Below are 23765 nucleotides of genomic sequence, written 5' to 3' on the forward strand. Positions count from 1 at the left end.
AATGCCATGTGCCGGACTTGAACCAGCGACATCTAGATCTTCAGTCTAGCGTTCTCCCATCTGAACTAACATGGCATATGGACCGAACGAGATTCGAACTCGTGATCTCCTCCACGTCAAAGAGGAATCATACCCCTAGACCACCGGTCCTATACAACACAATAATATTTAGAACAAGTGATATATAAACTTTTCTTAAGAGTATGAAAATAAAACAAAATAAGTATTTAAAAATAAAAAAAATTGACCAAAGAAATGGCCAATAGATTTTATTATATAAAGCTTTTTTTGAAAATAACTAATTAGAGAATCTATTTGATTGCTAATTTGATATCTTCAGCTTTTACAGTTTTTCTACCAGCGTGGCGTGCGAAATTAACAGCTTTTTGTGCGATTTCGTCACCTTTTTCTTCTAATGCTTCAGCTAATGCAATTTTTGCATCGTCACTAATTCTTTGTGCGCCAGCATTTTTTAAGATACGACCGACTGGTGCGATTGGTAATTCACTCATAATGACACCTCCAATTAAAAGGTAGTACGCAATAGTATATAAAGGTATCGGTAAAAATGAATAATAATCGCCTATATTATAGCATATCAATTATTTCTATATGCTTTTGAAATTCAAATAAAAATACTAATATTACAAAAAATTAAAGGATAAAAATTAGGTGAAAATATGAAAATAAGAATATTGGATAAATTAAAAATTATTCTTCCAATAATTCGCTTTTAAGATAAGTTGCTGTCGCACCAGTTATTTTAACACTAACAAAAGAACCTAAATTAACATCATCAACAATCACAGGAATATAAGAATCAGTTTTTGCAATAAATCCTCCTTTAGAACCTTTTTCGAGAACCAATACTTTCTGAACGGTTCCAACCAATTCCATATTTTCTCGTTCAGTTATTTCTGATTTAATTTCAGATAAAAATTTTGATCTTTTCTTCATGACTTCAGGTGGAACCTCACGAAGTGAAGATGAAATTGCACCTTTTCTATGCTGATATTTTGACAAATGTATTAAACTAGGTTTAATTTTTTCAAGTACTTCAACAGTTTTGCAAAAATCGTCATCATTTTCAGTAGGATAACCCACAATTATATCAACTGCCAAAGTCAATCCAGGAATTTCATTTTTGAATTTTGATACAACATCCAAATACTGTTCAATAGTATGACCTCTTCTCATGTCAGATAAAACCTTATCACTGCCTGACTGTATAGGTAAATGAATGAAATTATATACCTTCGGATGTTTAATTGCATCAATTATTTCATCAACATCATTTAAAATGTTTTTAGGATGCATCATTCCAACACGAACTCTGAAATCTCCTTCTAAATTAGCCACTTCTTTAATTAAATCAGATAGTTTTTCACCACTATCCCGGCCAAATGCTGCAGTGTCCTGAGCAGTAAGCTGAATTTCACAGGCTCCATTTTCAATAGCTTTTCTTGCCTCTTCGACAATATCTGCAATAGGATAACTGTTGAGAGGTCCACGCGCAAAACGAGTACAGCAAAATGTGCATGCACCCAAACAGCCTTCACAAATTTGAATAATATGAATTAAACTGCCATCAGATAATTTGGGAACACCAACTTTAGACTCTTTTGTAAAACCTGTTTCACGTATCACGTCACCACAGTAGGTTCCTTTTACTACATCGGCGGTTTTATTTAACTGATGAGGTCCGATCCATGAACAGTTAGGTCCAATCTTGTCTAATTTTTCCTGATCGATTTCAACCATGCACCCGCTGACAATGATTTTTTTGTCGGGAAATTCTTCCTGAAGTTTTTGGATTTTATAAACCACTTTATTTTCAGTAGGTAATTTAACATAACAGGTATTTACAATAATAACATCCGCATCGCCAATAGAATCCACAATATCTATTTCATTTTCTAAAAGCACACCGGCCATTATCTGTGCATCTGCCTTGTTAAATGTACATCCGTAAGTTTCAATATATACTTTCATTATCTCACTAAGAAGTTTTTTTATTGACAATATCTTTAGTTAAATCATAATCATAATTGTTGAACTTAACTGGTTTGGAATAAACTCTTGTAATAACCCCTGCTTTTGCAAAGCCGGATGTTAATTTTCTCTCCTGAGTTTTTACAACATGCACCTTTACAATATGTTTGTCAATTTTAACTACATCACCAGGAGCAATTTCAAAATCCCTGTCCAAATCCAATTTATAAGAGTCTACTTCACCATGCAAATCAACTGAAAAACCTATACGGGCCGGAATTTCAATTGAATTCGCCCAGATAGTATTTACATCTTCAAGTTTTGCCTTGTTAACCCTTTTATCTCCAACTTCAATACTTGTAACTTCAACCTGACCCACATCTGAAAGCAGCACATCACCGCTTTTCAGCTCATCACTTGGTGACAGTTCGATTGTTGTTTTGTGAGACTTTTCCTGCTCTGAAACAATTAGTCTATATGGTCTAGGTTTTTTTAAAGATATTGCATCTTTAAATACATGACCGCAATCTTCACATTTCAACAAGTACTCTTCCATTAATTTTTTCTTTGATGATTTCTGTTTCGAGTTTAAAATCTCTATATCATCACTACCGCAAATCGGACAATCCATTTTAATCACACAATAAAAATTATTCTTTGTCATTCAAATAGTGGTTAACTAATCCACCGTCTTCTAAAATATTTAACATGAACTCCTTAAATGGTTCAAAGGTTGCTGACTTACCGGAAGTTTCATTAATCAATTCTCCTTTTGATAAGTCAATACTGATAATATCTCCATCTTCAGCTTCAATATCAGATACTATTACAGGCAATCCGATATTGATGGCGTTTCTATAAAATATCCTCGCAAATGATTTGGCAATAATTGCATCAACACCTGCAGTTTTGATAGCTACAGGAGCCTGTTCTCTTGACGAACCGCAGCCGAAATTTTCATCAGCAACAATAATATCTCCTTTCTTAACGTTTTTTGTAAAATCCGGACGTTCCCCTTCCAAAACATGGTCAGCCAAATCCTGAGGGTTGAAAGTCCTTAGATATCTTCCGGGAATTATTACATCAGTATCGATATTTTCCCCAAAAGTCCATGTTTTTCCTTTAATAATATCCATTTATATCACTGAATAAAATATTTATAAAAATAATATAATAAAAAAAGTATTTGGGATTCCCAAATACAAAAATAAGTTTTTAGGTGATTTGAAAATTTTTTTAATCTTTTGATTTTAATGGTTTAGCAAATGCACGCTCTACACTTTCACGATACTTTGAATTCATAGTACAGAACGGTATAATTCTACCATCAGGAGTTGCATAATGAATAACACATTTTTTAACTCTGTCAACATCAAAATTGAACGGATCCATAAAGTGCATACATGAAATAAGCATTGCATCTTTAGAGAAATCTCCTAATGCCTCGTAATCTCCTTTAGCAAATACATTCAGTAAAATTTTAACAATATCCAAATCTTCAGGAGCTTTACTAGGGTGAATCATTTTAGGAAGGTTTCCAGTTAAACCTGCTAAAACCCTCTTACGAGAACCGAATTTGCCTTCCTCAAGCTTTTCACTGTATTCATTCAATTTATGGAATAAATCTTCAACATCAATGAAATCTGTAATAGGAATCAGCTTGTCTTTGCCGTCACCTTCTGTTTTTTGTCTGAAAACATAAGTTGCAATTCCACAATGCTGGTGGCAATTTAGAGTCACTTTCGGTGAATCTTCACCATCCAAACGGGAAATAACTTCTGCAATAGGCTCAACAAATGAAGGTGGGTAAAATGAGTCAGAAGGAACCTGACCGTCGGTTTCATCTTCAACAATTCTGACAAAATCAGGAATAGTTATCCTTTGCTCTTCCACTTCATCAGCAGGAGTTCTTCCTGCAAATGAAACCGGCTGGAAGTTGACTCCATAAATAATATCGTTATTGTCAAATGCAAACTTGATAATATCTCCTACTTGGTGATCATTGATTCCTTTAATCAATGTAGGAACCAATACAATACCCAAACCTGCTTTTCTACAGTTTTCAATTGCATCTAACTTATATGGAAGTAAATCCTTACCTCTGTTGTTGATGTATGGTTCTGAAGTTACACCATCAAAAGCCAAATAAATGGTATTACATCCTGCTTGTTTTAGGTCTTTGGCCAATTCCTCTTTTCTGGCCAGTCTTAAACCATTAGTGGCTATCTGAACATGAGTGAAACCTTCTTCTTTTGCCATCGCTACAAGTTCAACAATGTCTTTTCTAACAGTAGGTTCTCCCCCAGCATACTGAATAGCCAAACATGGATGAGGCTTTAAATCCCTTAAATTTTTAAGCATCTGCCTTACTTCATCCTGTGAAGGTTCATATTTATATCCTGCTGCAGCTGCGTTAGCAAAACAAACAGGACATCTTAAATTACACCTGTTAGTCACATCAATTAATCCCAAAACAGTTGAAGTTTCATGTTTGGAACATAACCCACAGTTATCCGGACAACCTAAAATATCATCAACGGAAGGGTTTTCAACAGAAGTAATTGATGGGATAAATTCTTCAGCCCTATTATATAAATCTTCATCTCCCCAATAAGTGTTTTTAAATTCTCCATGCTCATCACAGGTCTTTTTAATGAAAACCTTGCCATCTTCACTGAAAACTTCAGCATCGAGAGTTTTACCACACTCAGGGCATAAACTTTTTGTATCTTTAATTTTCAAAGCAATCACCTTTACTAACAATTTGACGTCATTAGTACAAACTTACATAATATTATATATTTAAATTAATATGATATTTAAACTTAATTAATATATACTAGTTAGTATAAAGTATATACGAGAATGATTTAAGGGGAATAAAATTAATGGATATCCTAATGATTTTGATTGCATGCGTTACAACACTTTACTTTATACTTCCTGCATATTTCTCAAATGGTGCAGGACTGGTATTCGGTGGAGGAACTCCAGTTGATTTTGGAAAGTCCGACAGCAAAGGCAATCGTTGGATTGGAGACGGAGTTACCTGGAGAGGATTTATAGCCGGAACAATCATAGGAATAATTACCGGAGCAGTTCAGGGATTTTTCGCACCTGCAATACTTGAAAACTTTGGACAGTACATTATCACCCCAATAATTACCGGCATCCCAATCGGGATATTAATCGGATTTTTACTTGGTTTTGGAGCCCTTTTAGGTGATGCATTAGGCAGTTTTTTAAAAAGAAGACTTGGAATCGGTCGTGGAAAACCGGCACCAATACTAGATCAGCTAGATTTTATAATTGTTGCACTGATTTTAGTTTCATTTGTCGTTAAGCTAAATTTATTGGTTATTGTTCTTGCACTTGCATTAACATTAATTATTCATTTACTTACCAACACAGGAGCTTATCTGCTTGGCCTAAAGGATGTATGGTATTAATTAAGTGATTTGAATTCCATTATTTTAAAAAATGATAGAATAAAACATGAAAATCATCCCCTCAAACTTTTCGCATAAGCATACATTTTTTCTTCATCATAGCCAACAGCAGGTTCATTAATACTCCAATAGAATTCACGCCTATACTCATGATGTTTAGCTTTTATTTCATTTTGAATTAAATCAAATTCATCATCGGGATATTTGTTAGGATGAGCATAGAAGTCCAAATTTGTTTTAAATAATTCTAAAAAGAATTTAAGAACATCTAAAGCAAATTGACAATGGCCAAATGTGTTATCTAGTGAATTTTGATAGACAATATATTCAACAAAATTGGAAATTGATAAGAAATATCTTAATTCTTCACACAATTTTAACTCTTTTAATTTGAATGAAATTTCTTTAAAACTTTTTTTTAAATAATTGAAAAAATCTAAATTAGAATCAACATTTTTTTCCTTTGATTTTGACAAAACAAATAATTTAAGTTTTTTCCAACCATCTTCAATAAGCTCTGTTAGTTTAAAAATCAATTCTGTATCAAAAACAATGGTTCGGTCTTGGTTCATATTGGTATACATTAAATTTCCCCCTAAATAAATATTTTAAAAATTAATTTTTGATTGATTAATATTAAGAAGAATACCCCATATAAATATTTTGAAAAATAAAGATTGAAAATAAAAATTTATAAAAAATAAAGAATTATTAAAGCTCCAATACAAAATTGAAGTCATTTAATAAAATTGTTTTGATAAAGAAAAATTGCTCTTAAAAAAACCTAACTTAAATACTTTTGCATCATCACAGCAGTACCTACAGCCGGAGCAACAACACACTCATCATCAGTTAGAATATCTCCCATGGATTTTACTTCCAGACCTAAAAGTTCTGCAGCAGGAGCATCTAAAATATCTTTTCCAAGCCCAGTTACAACAATCAAATCCAAGTTTTGAGTTTCACTTACCTGTTTTAGACCATCAGCAATCTGTTCTATCTGTTTTTGATGGATAAATTTGGACATCTCAACAATATCTTCCATAGACAGCATTTCCAAATCTGCACATACAACACGGGCTATTCTTTTTGCACAGTCAGTTTTGGATTTTGACTCTCCGTCAAAGGTATCGCAGACATAATCATCTTCATTAATTAAATCAAGGACCGTATAAACATCAGCAGTTTGGGCAAATAGTTCTGAAGCAACCCTATACTCTTTTCCATTCAATTCCACCTTATCAAGAAAGCTTGCAAGATTAGTTCTCAATGTACCAGTGTAGACAAGCTCACCTGTAGCAGATCTGTCAAAATCAGATTTGCCTATTGCACATTCCTTTCCATCTTTAATAGGAATTATATCTGTTGTTGTGCTTCCAGTATCAATAAAAATGCAGTTATCAGAGATTAATGTAGCAATTTGAGCGGTTGCAATCCAGTTTGCAGCTGCTGCTTTTAGAGGAGTTTTTTCAATTTCTTCAACTGAAAGCATTCCATCGACTCCTACATAAGCTATCGGGCATGAAAAAGTATCTTCACATTTTTTTACAACATCCAATACCCCATCCTTTTTAGTATCATATGCATCTACAAGCTCAGCAGTCATTGAAATGCCAACTGCATCAACTTCGCCAATAGGACATATATTTTCAATTAATTCCACTAAAACTCGTGATAAATCATCATTATTACTCCACATCGGAAGATATGCAAAATCAACTTCAATGTTTTTTATTTCCCCATCTTCAAAGTCAATGACTGCAAGGTCGGTGTTTGCACCACCAATATCAAAACCTGCTACTTTCATCTTATATTCTCCTCACTATTAAGTTGTCGCCGGATTTTTTAAATTCCACTTCTCCATTCAGAGAAACATCCAAATCATCAATATCAACATTTTTATCAATTAAATCAATAATGGTTTTACCTATGTTAAAGTTTGAAACCTGCTTTAAGCCAACATAAGGTGTTGTAAACCTTGAGTTAACTTCCAAAAGATAAACTGAATAAACATCCTTTTCATCAGCATTTATTAATAAATCAACACCGACAAATCCTTTAATTCCTTCAATAGCCTCAACGGCTTTAACGGCAATGTCAAAACATTCTTCTTTGAATTTGCTTTCAAAAGGCAATTTACCACCAATGTAGGTTCCCTTATCGTTTTTAAGTTCAACGAACTGTTTATTCAGACTTATCGGAATGGCTTTTTTACCATCCGATATCAGACTTACACTTACATCTTCACCTTCAATAAACTCCTGAACGATTACACGGGACCCAGGTTTGAATATTTTATCCAAATCAAGAGTCAGATCCTCAATATTTTCAATTACAACTATATCTTCGCAATCAACACCAACCAACGGTTTGATTATTAATTTAAGTGGAGTCAAAGGGTCTTCAGCCTGCCATTTTTCATAGAGATTATCAATAGCTCTTTTCCAGTATCCTTTTGGATCTATTTTGAATCTGAATGTTCTTGGCTGCGGAACAATGCCTCCAAGTTCTTCATATGTGAGAGATTTATCTGAAGACTTAAGACATGCATCAGATGATGAAGTGTATGTTTCAACATCATTTTCTTCCAAAATTTTAGTTATGTTGTATAAATTATTGTTGTTTTCAGCTGATATGAAAATTGCCTTTTTAAAATCACCTGCATTGTCTTTTAACCAACTCACAACATCAATATCAATTAAAATCGGATTTACATTTTCATATTCTTTAACAACATTTTCATAGGATTTATTGATAACCAAATCAACTTTCAAATCTTTCAAGTCATCCAAAAGACCAAATATCAGTGCTTCAGCTTCTGAAATAATGCATTTTTCCTTTTCGCCTGAAGCGGTGAAATATTCAAATACCAAAATTGAATCATTCTCTTTTGTCATAAGTAATCATCATGCCTTTTAAGTTTGTATCATCCGCCGGAAACTGCATTTTATCTTCACCGAATGCCATGTGAACCAATGCGTTTTCTTTTGCTTCAAATTCGCTGACAGTAATGTCTTCTGTAATCTGCGCCATTTTTCTTGTAAATGATGTCATGATATCTTCCGGAGCCCTGATTTCCAAAAGCCCATCAGCATGGAATTTTTCTATAGCGTCAACGGTTCTTTCGGCAGCATCTCCCTGACCGTATGGGTTAACTGCATTTTTCATTTTATCTGCAAATTCCTTATCATTTAGGATTTTATTTGCATTTTCAAGAATTGCATCCTTATCTGCACCAACAAGAATGTTTCCTCCGGCAGCTACAGTTTCAGGCCTTTCAGTATTATATCTTAAAGTTAATGCAGGCACATCCAGTGTTATTGCCTCTTCCTGAAGACCTCCTGAGTCTGTCAAAATTAAAGTTGATTTTGAAGTTAAAAGCAGGAAATCCAAATAACCGATCGGTTTTACGATATGGACATGCTCCAAATCATTCAGCTCATCAAAAAGACCGAAGTTTTCAAGAGTGTGTTTTGTTCTTGGATGAATCGGGAAGATAATGTTCATGTCGCTTAACTCTTTTAAAGCATCAATGATGCTTGTAACCCTCTCTTTTATATCGACGTTTTCAGCTCGGTGCATTGTTAAAGTCAAGATATTGTCCATATTTTCAATATCGAGCTCAGCCAGAGACTCCTCGCCGAAACCTCTTTTTTTAGCTATTTCCAGGTGTCTAAAACAGGCATCAACTACAGTGTTTCCAGTAATAATCAGATTTTTTCTTGAAAATCCTTCAGCTAAAAGGTTAATAGCTGAATCTTCAGTTGGAATGAAATACATTGCTGAGCAGACATCAGCAACCCTTCTGTTAATCTCTTCAGGCATTGTAGTGTCAAAAGATCTTAAACCTGCTTCAACATGACCTACTGCAATGTGAAGCTTTGCACAGACCAAAGCACCAGCCAAAACCGCATTGGTATCTCCCTGAACCAATACAATATCCGGCTTTTCATCCATAAGAATTTCTTCAATTCCCTTCATCATCAAACCAGTCTGCTTACCATGAGTGCCTGATCCAACATGAATATTATAATCTGGAGCAGGAATTTCCAAATCCCTAAAGAAATTATCAGACATTTCCTTATCATAGTGCTGACCTGTGTGCAAAACAATCTGATCAATGCCCCTCTTATCAATCTCAGCAATAATAGGAGCCATTTTAATAATTTCAGGACGAGTCCCTAAAATAGTTGCAATTTTCATAAATAATCCCTCATGAAATATATCTATTAAAAATAGGTTAAAAATTTAATTATAAAAAAGAAAAATTAGTGTGAAAATGGAATTAAACTAGGCAGTTTACCATTATCTGCAATGAAATTACCAATGTAGAATGAACCTAAAACAATACCGAAAGCGGTACATACAACAAGAATAGCTACATTCAAAAAGTACGCTTCAATAAGACCTTTAACTGGAAGATCTTTACCATATTTATTTTTTATACGAATAGAATCAATTAGCGGAGGCAATGTCAAGATTAAAGCTATGACAATAATGAAAGGAATGGCATCAAACCAGATGTTGGAACTGTTATGGTTAAAAGCCAAATAAACTCCTAAAGCAAAACCAATTATAATGGTTACAATAGAAAACTTGTCAAAAACATCATACACTCTTGTCATTACTACACCTTCAATTATAATTTGTGTAATTCAACTATATAAAATAGTATCAAAGCAGACTATCCAAACTTTTTATCATCGATTCACGAATAGCATATCTCTTTTGCAAGTCAGTAAGAGAATCAGCCAAATCCCGTCTGAATCGCTCACAGGCATAATCGTCATAGGTAAACTTGATTCCATCATATTGAATATCCATCAAAATCAGATATTCAGCCTCAAGCACTTTAATATAAGCCCTAGGCTCATCTTCCTTAGGATTTAATAGCCTTTCAACATCATCAAGATCCATTTTTCCCAAAGCGACATCCACAAAAACACGCATCATCTTTCTTACCATGTTCCATAAAAATGATTCTCCGTAGATGTCTATGAATATAGGTGAGAGAGTATCATGCAGATTCGGAAATTCCTTTTTGTGATAGTCATCAAGGTCAACTTTCGTGATTTTAATATCATCAATAGTCCTTGTGGTTGTTTTTTGAAAACGCTTTGTGAAATTAGTGAAGTTATGAGTTCCCTTAAATATTTCTGCGCATTCGTTTAATTTGTCAATATCCAAATCCTGGAATAATAAATATCGGTATTGTCTCATCTGAGCATATCTTGGCTTGAACGCATAGCGAACTGGAGCTGATGCCAAAATCTGAATATCATCTGGAAGAGAATTATTGATTTCATTTACTCTCACTTCCTTTTCTGACTGGAAACTGATTACATTGCCCAGACTGTGAACTCCCGCATCGGTTCTGCCGGCAATTCTAAATCTGGACTTTTTTAAATCATCAATATAGTTTAATTTTCTTAAATGATAAATCAATTCTTCTTCAACTGTTCTGAGGTCAGGCTGTCTTTGAAACCCGTGAAAATTAGTTCCGATATATCCTATTTTGAGTGCTGTTCGCTTCATTATATTAATATTATTTTCAATATAAAATAAGTTTTTAGGAAAATTATTTTAAAGATTTTTAATCATATGACTTGTCTCATCATAGTCATCTTCTTCAATGGTTACACTATATCCAAGAGATTTCCAAAATGGTAAAGCTGCTTCAAGATATCTGTGAGTATGCAGATAAATTCTAGTATAACCTTCTTCGCGTGCAAATTTCTCCATTTCACCAACAATAAGGCGTGCAAGACCATTTCTTCTATAGTTTTTATCAACCATTAATCTCCAAATACTTGCGGTATCTTCTTTTGAGTAAATATCCTTAAAAAAATCATAATCTTTATCATAAGCCCGAACAGCCCCTGTTGCTACTATTTTTTCACCATCCATTGCAACAAAAAAATTACTTTTATTTGATGAAATATAATAGTCTTCCAAATCGAATATGTCATAATGAAATTTTGGAGTAGGGCCAATATGATACTCCTTATCAATCTGGTCAAATAAAAAAGATTTTGCTTTTTCAATTTCAGAGGGGTTTCTGTTAATTTGCCTAATTTCAATATTCATAAAACTCACCCTAATAAAAAAAAATAATTAAAGAGAAATTATAAAATTTCCCTTATTCCTGCGCAGTTTCAGGATTAAGTAATCTTTCAACATTTTCTCCGATTAAATCAAATAATAATACTACAAGTAATAACGATACACCCGGATAAAATGCCAACCACCAGTATCCTGAAGATAAATAGTTCATTGATTCAGATAAAATTACACCAATAGCCGGTTCGTGAGGTGGCAAACCAAATCCTAAGAAAGTAATTGCTGCTTCGTGCATAATTGCATGAGGGAACATTAAAATTACCCCAACAATAATTTGAGATACAATTAAAGGCAGAATATGCTTAAGAGCTATCCATACTTTAGATTTACCAAGATTTTGAGCTAAATGAATATATTCTTTAGTTCTGATTTCTTTTACCTCTGACCTTAATACTCTTGCAAGAGGCGTCCAATGAGTCAAACCTACACCCATAATAACACCATATACTCCACCACCGAACATGATGGAAACAAGAATAATCAAAAGAATATGTGGAATTGAACCGAATAAGTCTATAATACCAGCGACACATTCATCTGCAAATTTGTTGAAACTTGAAAACAACCCTAAAACAATAGAAATGCAAGTACTTACCGCTGAAGCAATGAAACCTACCATAATACTTAATCCAAGTCCAGCAATTGTTCGCTGAAACATGTCTCTTCCCATCCAATCAGTACCGAAAAGATGTTCTAAAGAAGGCATTTGATTAGCGCTAGCGAAATTTGTTGGAATATCCTTTATGAAATATCCGCTTACAAAAATACTTACGATAACCAATACGGAAATAGCTATAATAATTAGAGTTTTTGTTCTAAGATTTGCAGAGTATAAAAACCATTGCTTTTTATCATCGGTTTTTTTCCTAATCATTGAACTCACTCTCCTTAATTCTTGGATCAATGAAGTAATATGAAATGTCTGCTAACAGATTACCGACAAATACAAATATTGCACTAATAAGTACAATTCCTAAAAATAGAGGCACATCGTTTTGAAGACCTGCCGCTACTGCAGTCTGACCAATTCCAGGATATGAAAATACCTGTTCTACAAGTACAGCACCTCCAAACAGTTCGGAGAATGATAAAAATTGTAATGTAATTGCTGGAAGCAATATATTTCTTATTCCATGATTTTTAACTAAATCCCAACCTTTTTCACCTCTAGATTTTGCAAATAAAACATAATCAGATGATAATACTTGAATTAACTCATTACGTGTGTACATTGCAATAGGTGCTAGACCGACCAAACTCAATGTTAATGTAGGAAGAACCAGCCTGCTCGCCCACTCCATAAACGTTGCGTCAGTACTTTTAACACCAATAGGGACACCAAATCCAATTGGGAACCAGCCTAAATAAACTGCAAATACCATCAAAATAAGCATTCCAACCCAAAAAGATGGGGCAGATTGAATTGCATAACAATAAACTTTAACTGCTTTATCAATCCATGATCCTTTATTTTTACCTGCCACAACTCCTAATGCAAAACCAATGATACCACTGAATACCCAAGATAATGCCATTAATACAAAAGAAGCTGAAAATTTTTCAAAAATAACATCAATAACAGGGGCACGATATATTAAAGAAGTCCCCAAATTACCTTGAATTAAATCTAAAAGCCAATGAAATATTTTTGTTGGAAGAGGCACATTAGTACCAAAATACTGTTGTAAAATTTGTCTTTGAGTTTCTGATACTGCAGCACCTTTAAGATAAGCACTAACTGGATCAATAGGGGATAAATCTAATAATACAAAACTAAAAATTGCTACTGCAACCATCAATATTATGAAACGTACTAATTTAAAACCAAAATATTTTGCTAACTTTTGTTTATTCAATGAAATAAACCCCCTTGAAAAATTTTAAAAAAAAATAAAAAAGGAAAATGATTTAAGCTGTGGAATTGGTTCTTGTCCAATCACAGATGTTTACTAAGAAATCATTTCCTATTCCGTCAGGTTGATCACCCATATCGATTCCATCTTTAACAAAGTAGTTGTAGTTGTAGTTTACAAGCCATGCAAATGGAGCATCACCAGCAGGACCCCAACCTCCATCATTAACAAGAGCAGATTGAGCCCATAAGCTATTTGCAGCATTTAAATCAGTTGAATGCATAGCATCTTCCATTAATTTATCGGAATCAGAATTGTTATATAAACCTGGATTCATATAGAATTCATCAGCATCTTTACTGTGGAATTGTTGATATATGGATTTATATGGATCAGGAGAAGTTTGTTGCATTAATGCAGCTGAGCTGTACATGTTTGCATAAATTGTATCCCAATCAGCACCTTTGAGATTTACTTCAATACCTATTTCTTTTGCTTGTTCAGCAAATACTGTAGATAATGATTGTCTGTCAAGGTAATCCGGTGGGTAGTATAAATCAAATGATGCTTTTGTACCATTTTTCTCTACGATTCCATCACCATCAGTGTCTTCCCAACCTCCATCTTTCAAGATTTGTTTTGCCTCATCAATGTTGGCATCCTGAACTTTGGAAGCGTTGTTTGCATAATCTCTTGTATCAACACTTGTGTATTCAGGTGAAGCGTGACCTGAGAACACTTCATCACACATTTTCTGACGGTCAACACCGACATTTAATGCTTCTCTTATTGCCTTATCGGCAGTTACATTGTTACCTATTTTATAACCGCTTTCATTAGTTACTTTACCGGTATCTTCAAGGTAAGGGAAAGATACACCTTGTGCTCTACCTGCTGATTTTTCAACAAATTTGTATCCGTCAACAGATTGGTTTAATGCGGAAGTTGCAACCGGAACGACATCCACTTGACCTGATTTAGCGAGTTCTAACCAGGTGGATTCTTCAGGGAACAACATAGTAAGTTGAGTGAAGTATGGTTTATCACCATAGTAATTATCATTTACTTTAAAGATTGCTTGCTGACCTTTATCCCAATGGTCCAATACATAAGGTCCAGTACCAATAGGGTTTTCACCATAAGTAGCATTATCATACTCTTCAGGCACAATACCCACATATCTTAAATCATAGATAAAAGTGGATCTAGGTTCTACCAAAGTAAATTCAACACAGGTATCATTTTTAGCAGTTGCCTTTTCAAGATTAGTTAAATCCAAGTCTGTTTCTGTTTCTTTTGCAGTATTAAATGTGAATGCAACGTCTTTTGCATTGAATGTTGAGTTATCAGAGAATTTAACGTCATCTCTAACATTTACAGTCCAAGTTTTTCCATCACTACTAATTGAGTAATCAGTAGCTAAATCAGGAACAATAGTTCCATTTGAATCTGTTTTAAATAAACAGCTTTGTACTAATGGATTATAGTTCATGTGTCCGCATCCCCAACCGGTAAGTGGGTTAAAACCAGATTCCGGTTCTTTCATATTGCTGTGTGCTGCAACAGTCAAATGAGTAGGGTCATTATCAGATGATCCGCCCATAAACGCAAATGCAGCGACAATAACAACAAGGATTGCGGCAACAACACCAATAATCGCCATTGTCTTTTTATCCATAAATTTTCACCATAACGTTAATAAATCTATATTAAAATTAAGTAATACTTTTTAGCTAAAAAATGCTAAAAAAGTAATACTTTTTAAACAAATTTTAATATTAAATATTATTTTATGATAATACATATAAAAATATATTTATTACTTTTAAATTTTGATTGAAAAATTGAAAACCAACAGCAACTGTATAAAAAAAATGACATATGTTAAATTTTCCAATAGGAAATATGCTCAGTGTAATAATAACTTCCTGCAATTTAAATACAAATTGTATTAAAGATTTTCAGCTAAAAATAATACAAAACTTAAATTTATATAAAATTAGAAGTAAATATTCCCCCATGCCAATATCCTCCAAGTTAAAAAAATACTTACTAAAAGAAGGTGCCTCTGAAGTGGGATATGCAGACATAACCCATTTCACACCCAAGATTGGATTGAATATGGGAGTTGTATTCTACATCACATATCCTAAAGAGATTATAAGAAATATGCAAAATGCACCAACTCAAGAATATGTTAATGAATTAGTGAGTTTAAATTCAAGATTAGATGAACTTGGAATGAAATGTGAAGAATTTTTAATTGAAAATGGATATGAAGCGTATGCCCAAACAAAAAAAAGATTGGGAACAGACTTTGGTGAGTTTAATTCCTTTGAACTTCCCCACAAAACAATTGCAACCAGAGCGGGACTAGGCTGGATTGGAAAATCTGCACTGTTTACAACATTAAAATATGGATCTGCACTAAGATTGTCTTCAGTTTTAACAGATGCACCATTAAACATTGGAAATCCCATACTTAAATCAAAATGTGGAAAATGTGAAATCTGTAAAGAAGCATGTCCTGGAGGAGCAATTAGTGGAAAAGAGTGGAATTATAACCTTAAAAGAAACGAATTTTACGACGATAAAAAATGTGAAAAATATGCTCTAAAGGTGTCTGAGGAAAATTTAGGCAAAGCAGATACGGTATGTGGAAAATGCATATATGCCTGCCCACATACACAAAAATACATTAAAAGATTATAATTTTACAGCATATCTTAAATCCTGTGAGTGAGGATTTATTTCTAATTCTTGAATTTTTTTATCCATATGAACAGTTTGAAGTTCATCATTTGCATCCAATGCAACTACAAAACCCATTTTTGTCCAGAACTCTAATGCACCATCCAGATTTTTATGAGTGTGTAAGTAAATGTTATCATAACCTGATTGGTTTGCAAAATTTTCAGCAACACTGAACATTTTTGAAGCTAAACCGCAACGTCTGCATCTGCGGTCTACAAATAGCCTCCATATACTTGAAGTAGTTTCATTCGAATATAGGCGTCTGAATTCTGGAAAATCTTTATCATAAGCCCTAATTCCAATTGTTGCAATAATTTCACCTGTTTTTTCAGCATATGCAACAAAAAAATTATTTCTTTTTGGATTGATATAATAATCTTCCATATCCATAATGTCCTGATGCCACTCGGGAACATAATCATATCCGAATTCATTTTTTATCATTTTAAATAAAAATTCCCGAACATCAGAAATTTGTTTTGAATCGTTACCCAATTGCTTTATTATAACATTCATTTTTACACCGATAATAAAAAAGTAATACTTCTTTTTAAAAAAATATCAAAAAAGTAATACTTTTTTGTTAATTTTGCATAACTTTAATATTGATAAAGTACAAATTAGTATATAAAATTTATCATTTGATTATCTAAAGGTGATTTAATGGAAAAAGTATTAGATGTGGAAAATGTTTCAATTTCATTTATACAATACACAAAAGGATTAAATCAAAGGGAATTAAAGGTCATTACGGATTTAACCTTAGATATATCAGAAGGAGAAATATTAGCTGTTTTAGGTTCAAGTGGTTCAGGAAAAAGTTTACTTGCCCATGCAATATTTGGAATCCTACCTGAAAATGCAAATTTAAATGGAAAAATTAAATACAAAGGAAAAGAATTATCACAGGAAGACAAAGAAGAGATAAGAGGAAAAGATATCGTTTTAGTTCCTCAATCAGTCAATTTCTTAGACCCATTAATGAAAATTTCCGACCAAGCAATCGGACATACAGAAAGTGATGAGGAGAAAAAACAAAAGAAGATAAAACAAAGAGAAATCTTTGAACATTATAATTTAGGTCCCGAAGTAGATGATATGTATCCATTCCAATTATCCGGAGGAATGGCAAGAAGAGTACTCGTTTCAACAGCCCTATTATCAGATCCAAAACTCGTTGTAGCAGATGAACCAACACCAGGTTTAGATGAAAAAACAGTAGAAGAAACATTAAATCACTTCAGACACATGAAAGAAGACGGAATTGGAGTACTTTTAATCACACACGACATCCATGCTGCATTAGAAGTAGCAGACAGAATTGGAATATTCTATTCAGGATATGTAATCGAAATTGCCAAAACAGAAGACTTTAGCGGAGATGGTGAAAACTTACTCCACCCATATACAAAAGCATTATACAAGGCATTACCTGCAAACGGATTTGAGATTGTAGAAGGACATCAACCATTACACGGTGAAATACAGAAAGGATGTCCTTATTATGACAGATGTGAAATGAAATTTGACAGATGCAGAGAAGAAAAACCTGAATTAATTGAATTAGGTGAGAAAAGAATCAGATGCTTTAAATATGAAGAAGGTGCATAAGATGAAACTTAAAGCTGAAAATATTTCATTCAAATATCCCTCCGCTGAAAAATACATACTAAAAGACATTGATATCGAATTAGACAATAATAAAATCATTGGATTAATTGGAGACAGTGGTAGTGGAAAATCAACATTCTGTAAAATATTATCTGGATATATAACAAAATACGAAGGTACTGTGACATTAGACGGCCAACCACTTCCTAAAAAAGGATTTAAACCAGTTCAGTTAATTTACCAACACCCTGAAAAGGTAATGAACCCCAAATGGAAAATGAAACAAGTTTTAGAAGAATCATATGATGTCAGTGATGAAATGTTAAGCGAATTTGGTATTCAAAAATCATGGCTGACCAGATTTCCACAGGAATTATCCGGAGGAGAGCTTCAAAGGTTTTCCGTTGTAAGGTCTTTGAATCCAAATACAAAATTCCTGATTGCAGATGAGATGACAACAATGCTTGATGCCATTACACAAGCGCAAATCATAGATTCCGTTTTAAAAATAGTTAAAAAAAGAAACATGGGATTTTTGCTTGTAAGTCACGATATGCCTTTAGTGGAAACAATATGTGATGAAAAAATCTACTTTAAAGATATTAATGGTGTTTAATCATTAATATTTTCTTATTTTTTATGAAATTAAACATAGAAAAATAAAATAAAACTGCTTTTTTTAGAAATTCAAAAAAAATAAAAGAATTAGAGATTATTAATCTCATTAAAATACAAAATATCACTACAAACAACATCAAGCAATTCAGGATCATGGCTAACAGCAAGTATTCCAATATTATTGGCCCTACAATGATTGATAAGCGCTTCCCAAATTTGCACCTGGGTTACTGCATCAAGCATCGTACTTATTTCATCAGCGATGATGAATTTTGTTTTTGGATTAAGTGCTCTTAATATACTAAAACGTTGCAATTCACCACCAGAAAGTTCATTTGGCCAACGAGTTAACCAATTATCTTTAAGACCAAAAGTATCTTTTAACTCTTGAGTTGGAGTCCATGATTCATTTAATACTTTATTCATTTTCCATTTAGGATTCATGGTCTTTTCTGGATGCTGAAAAATTAATTGCACAGGATAAAAATCTTTATCTGGAATTTTATTACCATCTAAAGTAACACTTCCCTGATAATTAGCCATATAACCTGCAATAATTTTACATAATGTAGATTTACCGCTACCACTATCTCCAATTAAACCAATAATTTGATTACTATTGATAGATAATGAAACATCTTTCAATATCTGTCTTTTTTTATTATACGAAAAAGAAATATTTTCAGCTTTAAGTTCCATTAGTTGCCTCCTTCAAAATTAAAACATCTAATCATTACACCATCATGCTCAACTAGCTCAGGTATATTATTTTCACATTGATCTAAACATATCGGACAATTTTCCCAATATGGACAACCATGAACTTCACCCAATGGCTGAACTCCTTCAGTTAATTTAAAGCCATTTCTTGGAAGAGCATTAATTAATGCTTTAGTGTATGGATGTAATACATTATCAGCGTTTTTGAAGTTTTCTATATTATTAATTTCAATAACATAACCTGAATAGAATATTGCAATCCTATCTGCAGTTTTTAAAGCCACATCAATTTCATGAGTAATCAGTAAAACGCCTTTCCCATGATCTTTAAGGTTTCTAATATCATTAATTGTTTCCTCAACACTTTTAGCATCAAGGCCCGGTGTCGGTTCATCAGCAATCAATAAATTAGGATCCCCAATTAAAGCTGTAGACAATAATACTTTTCTTGCCATCCCTCCAGACAATTCAAAAGGATACAAATCGTCCACACTCTCATCCAGACCATATTTTGAAAAAATTTCTCTTTGCTTAATCTGTTTTTGCTTATGTTCATTTTCGTCTTTGCACTCGCCAATAGCTTGCTCGGAGACTTTCATTAAAGGGTCAAGGAAATTAACTGATTGTGGAATTAAGCATATTTCTTTTCCTCTTAATTGTTCTTTCATTTGTTGATCGAGAACATTACCTTTATATCTAATTTCACCAGTTACATGAGAGTTATATGGTAGAATACCCAATATAGAATGAGCTAAAAGACTTTTACCAGAACCACTAGACCCTAAAACAGCAACAATTTCACTTTCAAAAACATCAATTGTCAAATCGGATATTACCTTGGAATCGTGCCTATTCAATCCCTGAACATACTGTGTAAAAGATATTGATAAATTATTTACTTCTAATAACTTTCCCATAATATCACCAAAATCCTAGTTATTCGCCTCTGAAGGATCAAATAATCGTTTTAAGTTATCTCCTATAATATCAAACAGCAATACAACAATCAATAATGCAAGACCCGGGAAGAAAGCTAACCACCAAGAACCCATTGCAAGATAAGTCATTGATTCAGAAAGAATAATGCCAATTGCAGGTTCATGAGGTGATAAACCGAAACCTAAAAATGTTACACTTGATTCGTGCATGATTGCATGTGGAAATACTAATAATGTTCCTACGAAAATTTGTGACAAGACTAAAGGCAAAATGTGTTCTTTTGCAATCCACAATTTGCTTTTACCAAATTTTTTAGATAAAGCAACATATTCAGATGTGTTAATCTGCAGTACCTCCGCTCTGAGCACTCTTGTTAAGTTTACCCAATGTGAAAATGCCACTGCCATCATCACACCGAATGCACCTTTACCAAATCCAATTGATATCATCATAATCAATAATATATGAGGTATTGATGCGAACAAATCGATTAACCAAGATACAAATTCATCACAAAACTTGTTTACACTTGCAAGGAAAGCTAAAATTGTAGCAACTATACTGGATAGAACTGAAGAGACCAATCCAATCATAATACTTAAGCTCAATCCTTTTATTGTTCTTGTAAACATGTCCCGACCCATCCAATCAGTACCAAAAAGATGTTGGAATGATGGAGGCTGCATCTTTATTGAAAAGTCAGTTGGTAAATTAGCATTAGTCAGCAATCCACAAATGAAAATAATTAATAAAACCAATCCAGTAAGAGCAATAGTTAAAATTGTCTTTTGTCTTAAGTTAAGACTACTAACTAATCCTCGATTATACCATGGTGTTTCACTCATCATCCTCACTCCTTAATCTCGGATCAACATATTGATATATCAAATCAGCGATAAAATTACCTGCAAATACAAAAATTGTACTGATAATAACAATTCCAAGCAATAATGGAACATCAGATCGTAGCCCTGCAGCCACAGTTGCCTGACCAATACCCGGATAAGCAAATACTTGCTCTACAAGAATTGTTCCTCCAAATAATTCATTAAATGATAAGAATTGAATTGTAATTGCTGGAAGTAAAATATTTCTTACCCCATGATTTTTAATTGTACCCCAGAAACTTTCACCTCTAGCCTGAGCAAATAAGAAATAATCACTTTTTTTAACACTGATAAGTTTATCCCTAGTGTACATTGTAAGAGAAGCAATACCAACTATACTTAAAGTTATTGCAGGCAATATCAACCTGTATAACCATTGCCAAAACGTTACAGTATCAGATAATTGTCCAATTGGAACTGATAATCCAATAGGGAACCATCCCAAATAAACAGAGAAAACCATTAATAATACTAATCCTATCCAAAATGTAGGAGTGGATTGCAAAATATAACAATAAGTCTTAATTGCTTTATCAACCCATGTTCCTTCTTTTGCACCGGCAATTACACCTAATCCGAAACCAACAACTGCAGAAATTATCCATGAAACAACCATAAGAGTCAATGAAGCTGTGAATTTCTGCATAATCACTTCAGTTACAGGCACTCTATATATTAATGAAAAACCCATACTTCCGGATGCCAATGTTTGAAGCCACCCTATTACCCTTTCACCCAATGAAAGGTTTGTTCCCCAATATTCACCTATAATTGCTAATTGTTCCTGACTGATGATTCTTTGGCCAAGATAAGCTTTGACAGGGTCAATTGGAGATATCTGTACTATGATAAAACTGATAGCTGCAATAACAATTAATAAAATTAGTAATCTAATAGCTTTATATCCTAAAAATTTTGCTAATTTTTTATTGTTAATTTTAATCAACTCATATAACTTTTATTTAAAAAGAAGAAATAAAAAATGATTTATTGAAAAATAAATCATTTAATTTAAATTATTTATCTGCAGTTGTGTTGACACGTTTCCAATCATAGATATTACCCCATATGTCTCCACCGTGTGGATAAATGAGGTGAGTACTATTGGAAATATCTAAATCATCACTTACAAAGTAAGTGTAGTCAACAGTCCCAACCCACAGGTATGGGTAGTTGGATGTAGCTTGCTGAGCTGCTTGAGACCAAGTGCTGTATGAAGCATTTATATCCTGAGCCATGGCTGAATCAATTAATGCGTCAACAGAAGAATCATTTAGGCCTTCAGAATTATCATAACCTACACAAGCCACTCTTGAATCATATTGGTGTTCGATTTCAAATGGATCTGCTGAACCGAATCCCCATACTACTCCCTGAGAGTATTTATTAGGATCAATATCATCCCAACTTCCACCTTCAGGAGTAATTTCAATACCAATTTCTTTAGCCTGTTCTGCAACAGCTACAGCAATAGCTTGTCTTTCAGTTGCTTTTGCATTGTAATATACTGAAAATGAAGCTTTGGTACCATTTTTCTCTACGATTCCATCACCGTCAGTATCATTCCATCCGGCATTTGCAAGAACTTCTTTTGCTCCATCAACATCACCATCTTTAAAGGTGGAATCAAATGCCCAAGGTAATTGACTTGCCACACCATTGTATGAAACATTACCGTATCCATTGAATGCCCCATCCAATAAATTTTGTCTGTTAATACCTATGTTTAATGCTTCTCTGATTGCCGGGTCTCCAGTAACATTGTTACCAATAGTAATATTATCTTCACTTAGTTTTCCAGTATCCATTTGAGTTGGTAAAGAAATACCACGTACATCAATAGAATCGAAGTATTCCATGTGATATCCTGGTACGGTTTCATTCGCATATGCTAGTTGTACTTCAGCAATGTCCACATCACCGTTTTTAACTGCTGCAAATGCTGCATCAGGATCAAGGAACAAATTGGTTATTTTTTCGAAGTATGGTTCTTGTCCGTAGTAATCAGGATTTTTCTCTAAGATGAATTGTTGTCCTTTATCCCATTGAGCTAATTTATAAGGTCCAGAACCAATTGGGTTTTGACCATATGAATCTTCATTATAATTAGCTTCAGGAACGATTCCAACATCAGTTAATTTGTTAATGAATGTTGAATCAGACTTGTTAAGAGTGAATACTACTTTATTTCCATCTGCTGTAGCATTATTCATTGAACTTAAATCAGCACCTTCTCCCAATTCTTTAGCTTTATTGTAGGAGAACGCCACATCATTTGCAGTTAATTGAGAACCATCTGTGAATTTAACGTCATCTCGGATGTTTACTGTATATGTTTTATAATCATCAGAAATAGTGTAATTTGTTGCCAAGTCATTTACGAAATTGTTGTCTTTGTCTCTTTTAAGTATTGTACTTTGTATAAGTGGTTCTGTTCCGGAATCGTGATATCCCCAACCATGCATTGGGTCAAAACCATATTCCGGTTCTTCACCGTGAGCAGCAACACAAGCTACCAATTCATTAGCAGCATGTTCAGAGCTACCTCCGCCTAAAGCAATTGCAGCTATAGCAATTATTGCAATAACTGCCACAACTCCACCGATAATATATTTTGTGTCCATTTTGTTTCCTCATAAAAATTACTTTTTAATAAAATCCAAATAATATCCATTAAGTAATACTTTATTATATAAAAATATGAAAAAAGTAATACTTTTATTAAAAAAGATATTACAAATAATAATATTGCAGTCAAAGTATTTAAAAATTACGAAAAAGTATTACTTATAATGGAAAAAAGTAATGATGCTTGATTGAAA

Annotated in this window: 25 protein-coding genes and 2 tRNA genes; 4 read left to right on the plus strand and 23 right to left on the minus strand. The window is 33.3% G+C overall.

The features are described 5' to 3' along the window. Positions 1–2: 2 nt before the first annotated feature. The 7 genes from IJL02_RS00300 to tes form a co-directional block, all read right to left on the minus strand. Positions 3–75 (minus strand) — tRNA-Phe (locus tag IJL02_RS00300). A gap of 3 nt (positions 76–78) precedes the next feature. Further along, positions 79–150, minus strand: a tRNA-Val gene (locus IJL02_RS00305). Positions 151–311: 161 nt separating this feature from the next. Continuing rightward, complete coding sequence (locus IJL02_RS00310; RefSeq protein WP_042691314.1) at positions 312–512, minus strand: histone family protein; 201 nt, start codon at positions 510–512, stop codon at positions 312–314. A 199-nt stretch (positions 513–711) separates the two neighbouring features. Beyond that, positions 712–1992, minus strand: coding sequence for a tRNA (N(6)-L-threonylcarbamoyladenosine(37)-C(2))-methylthiotransferase (locus IJL02_RS00315; protein ID WP_292807957.1), 1281 nt, complete (start codon positions 1990–1992; stop codon positions 712–714). A gap of 7 nt (positions 1993–1999) precedes the next feature. Further along, positions 2000–2623 (minus strand): HVO_0476 family zinc finger protein, encoded by a 624-nt coding sequence (locus IJL02_RS00320; RefSeq protein WP_292807959.1) that lies wholly within the window; start codon positions 2621–2623, stop codon positions 2000–2002. Between the two features lie 19 nt (positions 2624–2642). Beyond that, positions 2643–3128: a homoaconitase small subunit gene (hacB, locus tag IJL02_RS00325; protein ID WP_292807961.1), complete on the minus strand. Its 486-nt coding sequence runs from the start codon at positions 3126–3128 to the stop codon at positions 2643–2645. A gap of 100 nt (positions 3129–3228) precedes the next feature. After that, complete coding sequence (tes, locus tag IJL02_RS00330; protein ID WP_292807963.1) at positions 3229–4734, minus strand: tetraether lipid synthase Tes; 1506 nt, start codon at positions 4732–4734, stop codon at positions 3229–3231. A 146-nt stretch (positions 4735–4880) separates the two neighbouring features. Between tes and IJL02_RS00335 the strand changes: the two genes are divergently transcribed. Then, the gene (locus IJL02_RS00335; RefSeq protein WP_292807965.1) at positions 4881–5441 is read left to right on the plus strand and encodes a CDP-2,3-bis-(O-geranylgeranyl)-sn-glycerol synthase; all 561 of its coding nucleotides are present in this window, start codon (positions 4881–4883) and stop codon (positions 5439–5441) included. A 53-nt stretch (positions 5442–5494) separates the two neighbouring features. Here the strand turns inward: IJL02_RS00335 and IJL02_RS00340 are convergent, their stop codons facing one another. From IJL02_RS00340 to IJL02_RS00385, 10 genes are all read right to left on the minus strand, one after another. Next, the gene (locus IJL02_RS00340) at positions 5495–6025 is read right to left on the minus strand and encodes a hypothetical protein (RefSeq protein WP_292807967.1); all 531 of its coding nucleotides are present in this window, start codon (positions 6023–6025) and stop codon (positions 5495–5497) included. 200 nt (positions 6026–6225) lie between these two features. After that, entirely contained in the window at positions 6226–7248 is a 1023-nt protein-coding gene (locus tag IJL02_RS00345; RefSeq protein ID WP_292807969.1) for a hydantoinase/oxoprolinase family protein, read from the minus strand. 1 nt (position 7249) lies between these two features. Then, positions 7250–8338 carry an ATP-grasp domain-containing protein gene (locus tag IJL02_RS00350; protein ID WP_292807970.1) on the minus strand — a complete coding sequence of 363 codons (1089 nt, stop codon included), beginning with the start codon at positions 8336–8338 and terminating at the stop codon, positions 7250–7252. Then, positions 8322–9644 (minus strand): non-hydrolyzing UDP-N-acetylglucosamine 2-epimerase, encoded by a 1323-nt coding sequence (gene wecB, locus IJL02_RS00355; protein ID WP_292807971.1) that lies wholly within the window; start codon positions 9642–9644, stop codon positions 8322–8324. Before wecB ends, IJL02_RS00350 begins: the two co-directional genes overlap by 17 nt. A 65-nt stretch (positions 9645–9709) precedes the next feature. Next, a complete protein-coding gene (locus IJL02_RS00360) occupies positions 9710–10066 on the minus strand; it encodes a hypothetical protein (RefSeq protein ID WP_292807973.1) in 357 nt (118 codons plus the stop codon). A gap of 49 nt (positions 10067–10115) precedes the next feature. Next, positions 10116–10976 (minus strand): tRNA pseudouridine(38-40) synthase TruA, encoded by an 861-nt coding sequence (gene truA, locus IJL02_RS00365; protein WP_292807975.1) that lies wholly within the window; start codon positions 10974–10976, stop codon positions 10116–10118. A 48-nt stretch (positions 10977–11024) separates the two neighbouring features. Beyond that, the gene (locus tag IJL02_RS00370) at positions 11025–11528 is read right to left on the minus strand and encodes a GNAT family N-acetyltransferase (protein ID WP_292807977.1); all 504 of its coding nucleotides are present in this window, start codon (positions 11526–11528) and stop codon (positions 11025–11027) included. Between the two features lie 52 nt (positions 11529–11580). Beyond that, positions 11581–12435, minus strand: coding sequence for an ABC transporter permease (locus IJL02_RS00375; protein ID WP_292807979.1), 855 nt, complete (start codon positions 12433–12435; stop codon positions 11581–11583). Then, a complete protein-coding gene (locus IJL02_RS00380; RefSeq protein WP_292808008.1) occupies positions 12428–13357 on the minus strand; it encodes an ABC transporter permease in 930 nt (309 codons plus the stop codon). The genes IJL02_RS00375 and IJL02_RS00380 overlap by 8 nt, the downstream gene beginning before the upstream one ends. 112 nt (positions 13358–13469) lie before the next feature. After that, the gene (locus IJL02_RS00385) at positions 13470–15092 is read right to left on the minus strand and encodes an ABC transporter substrate-binding protein (RefSeq protein WP_292807981.1); all 1623 of its coding nucleotides are present in this window, start codon (positions 15090–15092) and stop codon (positions 13470–13472) included. Positions 15093–15433: 341 nt separating this feature from the next. Here IJL02_RS00385 and IJL02_RS00390 point away from each other — a divergent pair, with 341 nt between their 5' ends. Further along, positions 15434–16126: a 4Fe-4S double cluster binding domain-containing protein gene (locus tag IJL02_RS00390; protein WP_292807983.1), complete on the plus strand. Its 693-nt coding sequence runs from the start codon at positions 15434–15436 to the stop codon at positions 16124–16126. Here IJL02_RS00390 and IJL02_RS00395 read toward each other — a convergent pair. After that, positions 16121–16684: a GNAT family N-acetyltransferase gene (locus IJL02_RS00395; RefSeq protein ID WP_292807985.1), complete on the minus strand. Its 564-nt coding sequence runs from the start codon at positions 16682–16684 to the stop codon at positions 16121–16123. The two genes, IJL02_RS00390 and IJL02_RS00395, sit on opposite strands and share 6 nt — an antisense overlap. A gap of 147 nt (positions 16685–16831) precedes the next feature. On the opposite strand from IJL02_RS00395, the gene IJL02_RS00400 reads away from it, so the two are divergent. Together IJL02_RS00400 and IJL02_RS00405 are read left to right on the plus strand one after the other, a co-directional pair. Continuing rightward, on the plus strand, positions 16832–17779 hold the full coding sequence (locus IJL02_RS00400) for an ABC transporter ATP-binding protein (RefSeq protein WP_292807986.1): 948 nt from the start codon (positions 16832–16834) through the stop codon (positions 17777–17779). Position 17780: 1 nt separating this feature from the next. Further along, the gene (locus tag IJL02_RS00405) at positions 17781–18395 is read left to right on the plus strand and encodes an ABC transporter ATP-binding protein (protein WP_292807988.1); all 615 of its coding nucleotides are present in this window, start codon (positions 17781–17783) and stop codon (positions 18393–18395) included. An 89-nt stretch (positions 18396–18484) separates the two neighbouring features. Here the strand turns inward: IJL02_RS00405 and IJL02_RS00410 are convergent, their stop codons facing one another. The 5 genes from IJL02_RS00410 to IJL02_RS00430 all read right to left on the minus strand — a co-directional run bounded on the left by IJL02_RS00410 (position 18485) and on the right by IJL02_RS00430 (position 23567). Continuing rightward, positions 18485–19096 (minus strand): ABC transporter ATP-binding protein, encoded by a 612-nt coding sequence (locus tag IJL02_RS00410; protein WP_292807990.1) that lies wholly within the window; start codon positions 19094–19096, stop codon positions 18485–18487. Continuing rightward, the gene (locus IJL02_RS00415) at positions 19096–20034 is read right to left on the minus strand and encodes an ABC transporter ATP-binding protein (RefSeq protein ID WP_292807992.1); all 939 of its coding nucleotides are present in this window, start codon (positions 20032–20034) and stop codon (positions 19096–19098) included. The genes IJL02_RS00410 and IJL02_RS00415 overlap by 1 nt, the downstream gene beginning before the upstream one ends. 15 nt (positions 20035–20049) lie before the next feature. Then, complete coding sequence (locus tag IJL02_RS00420; RefSeq protein ID WP_292807994.1) at positions 20050–20904, minus strand: ABC transporter permease; 855 nt, start codon at positions 20902–20904, stop codon at positions 20050–20052. Continuing rightward, a complete protein-coding gene (locus IJL02_RS00425) occupies positions 20894–21880 on the minus strand; it encodes an ABC transporter permease (protein ID WP_292808010.1) in 987 nt (328 codons plus the stop codon). Before IJL02_RS00425 ends, IJL02_RS00420 begins: the two co-directional genes overlap by 11 nt. A 79-nt stretch (positions 21881–21959) precedes the next feature. Continuing rightward, positions 21960–23567 carry an ABC transporter substrate-binding protein gene (locus IJL02_RS00430; protein WP_292807996.1) on the minus strand — a complete coding sequence of 536 codons (1608 nt, stop codon included), beginning with the start codon at positions 23565–23567 and terminating at the stop codon, positions 21960–21962. Positions 23568–23765: the final 198 nt, after the last annotated feature.

This window comes from Methanobrevibacter sp., assembly GCF_017427765.1.
GTDB lineage: Archaea > Methanobacteriota > Methanobacteria > Methanobacteriales > Methanobacteriaceae > Methanocatella.

Bases quoted from the DNA above. Each gene is read 5' to 3' on its own strand.
- IJL02_RS00390 (WP_292807983.1), top strand. From the start codon at position 15,434: ATGCCAATATCCTCCAAGTTAAAAAAATACTTACTAAAAGAAGGTGCC.
- IJL02_RS00320 (WP_292807959.1), bottom strand. From the start codon at position 2,623: ATGGATTGTCCGATTTGCGGTAGTGATGATATAGAGATTTTAAACTCG.
- IJL02_RS00360 (WP_292807973.1), bottom strand. From the start codon at position 10,066: ATGACAAGAGTGTATGATGTTTTTGACAAGTTTTCTATTGTAACCATT.
- IJL02_RS00375 (WP_292807979.1), bottom strand. From the start codon at position 12,435: ATGATTAGGAAAAAAACCGATGATAAAAAGCAATGGTTTTTATACTCT.
- IJL02_RS00385 (WP_292807981.1), bottom strand. From the start codon at position 15,092: ATGGATAAAAAGACAATGGCGATTATTGGTGTTGTTGCCGCAATCCTT.
- IJL02_RS00310 (WP_042691314.1), bottom strand. From the start codon at position 512: ATGAGTGAATTACCAATCGCACCAGTCGGTCGTATCTTAAAAAATGCT.
- IJL02_RS00345 (WP_292807969.1), bottom strand. From the start codon at position 7,248: ATGAAAGTAGCAGGTTTTGATATTGGTGGTGCAAACACCGACCTTGCA.
- IJL02_RS00395 (WP_292807985.1), bottom strand. From the start codon at position 16,684: ATGAATGTTATAATAAAGCAATTGGGTAACGATTCAAAACAAATTTCT.
- wecB (WP_292807971.1), bottom strand. From the start codon at position 9,644: ATGAAAATTGCAACTATTTTAGGGACTCGTCCTGAAATTATTAAAATG.
- IJL02_RS00350 (WP_292807970.1), bottom strand. From the start codon at position 8,338: ATGACAAAAGAGAATGATTCAATTTTGGTATTTGAATATTTCACCGCT.
- IJL02_RS00410 (WP_292807990.1), bottom strand. From the start codon at position 19,096: ATGGAACTTAAAGCTGAAAATATTTCTTTTTCGTATAATAAAAAAAGA.
- IJL02_RS00415 (WP_292807992.1), bottom strand. From the start codon at position 20,034: ATGGGAAAGTTATTAGAAGTAAATAATTTATCAATATCTTTTACACAG.
- IJL02_RS00420 (WP_292807994.1), bottom strand. From the start codon at position 20,904: ATGATGAGTGAAACACCATGGTATAATCGAGGATTAGTTAGTAGTCTT.
- IJL02_RS00315 (WP_292807957.1), bottom strand. From the start codon at position 1,992: ATGAAAGTATATATTGAAACTTACGGATGTACATTTAACAAGGCAGAT.
- IJL02_RS00430 (WP_292807996.1), bottom strand. From the start codon at position 23,567: ATGGACACAAAATATATTATCGGTGGAGTTGTGGCAGTTATTGCAATA.
- IJL02_RS00400 (WP_292807986.1), top strand. From the start codon at position 16,832: ATGGAAAAAGTATTAGATGTGGAAAATGTTTCAATTTCATTTATACAA.
- IJL02_RS00370 (WP_292807977.1), bottom strand. From the start codon at position 11,528: ATGAATATTGAAATTAGGCAAATTAACAGAAACCCCTCTGAAATTGAA.
- IJL02_RS00380 (WP_292808008.1), bottom strand. From the start codon at position 13,357: ATGGTTGCAGTAGCAATTTTTAGTTTTGTATTATTAGATTTATCCCCT.
- IJL02_RS00405 (WP_292807988.1), top strand. From the start codon at position 17,781: ATGAAACTTAAAGCTGAAAATATTTCATTCAAATATCCCTCCGCTGAA.
- hacB (WP_292807961.1), bottom strand. From the start codon at position 3,128: ATGGATATTATTAAAGGAAAAACATGGACTTTTGGGGAAAATATCGAT.
- IJL02_RS00335 (WP_292807965.1), top strand. From the start codon at position 4,881: ATGGATATCCTAATGATTTTGATTGCATGCGTTACAACACTTTACTTT.
- IJL02_RS00340 (WP_292807967.1), bottom strand. From the start codon at position 6,025: ATGTATACCAATATGAACCAAGACCGAACCATTGTTTTTGATACAGAA.
- truA (WP_292807975.1), bottom strand. From the start codon at position 10,976: ATGAAGCGAACAGCACTCAAAATAGGATATATCGGAACTAATTTTCAC.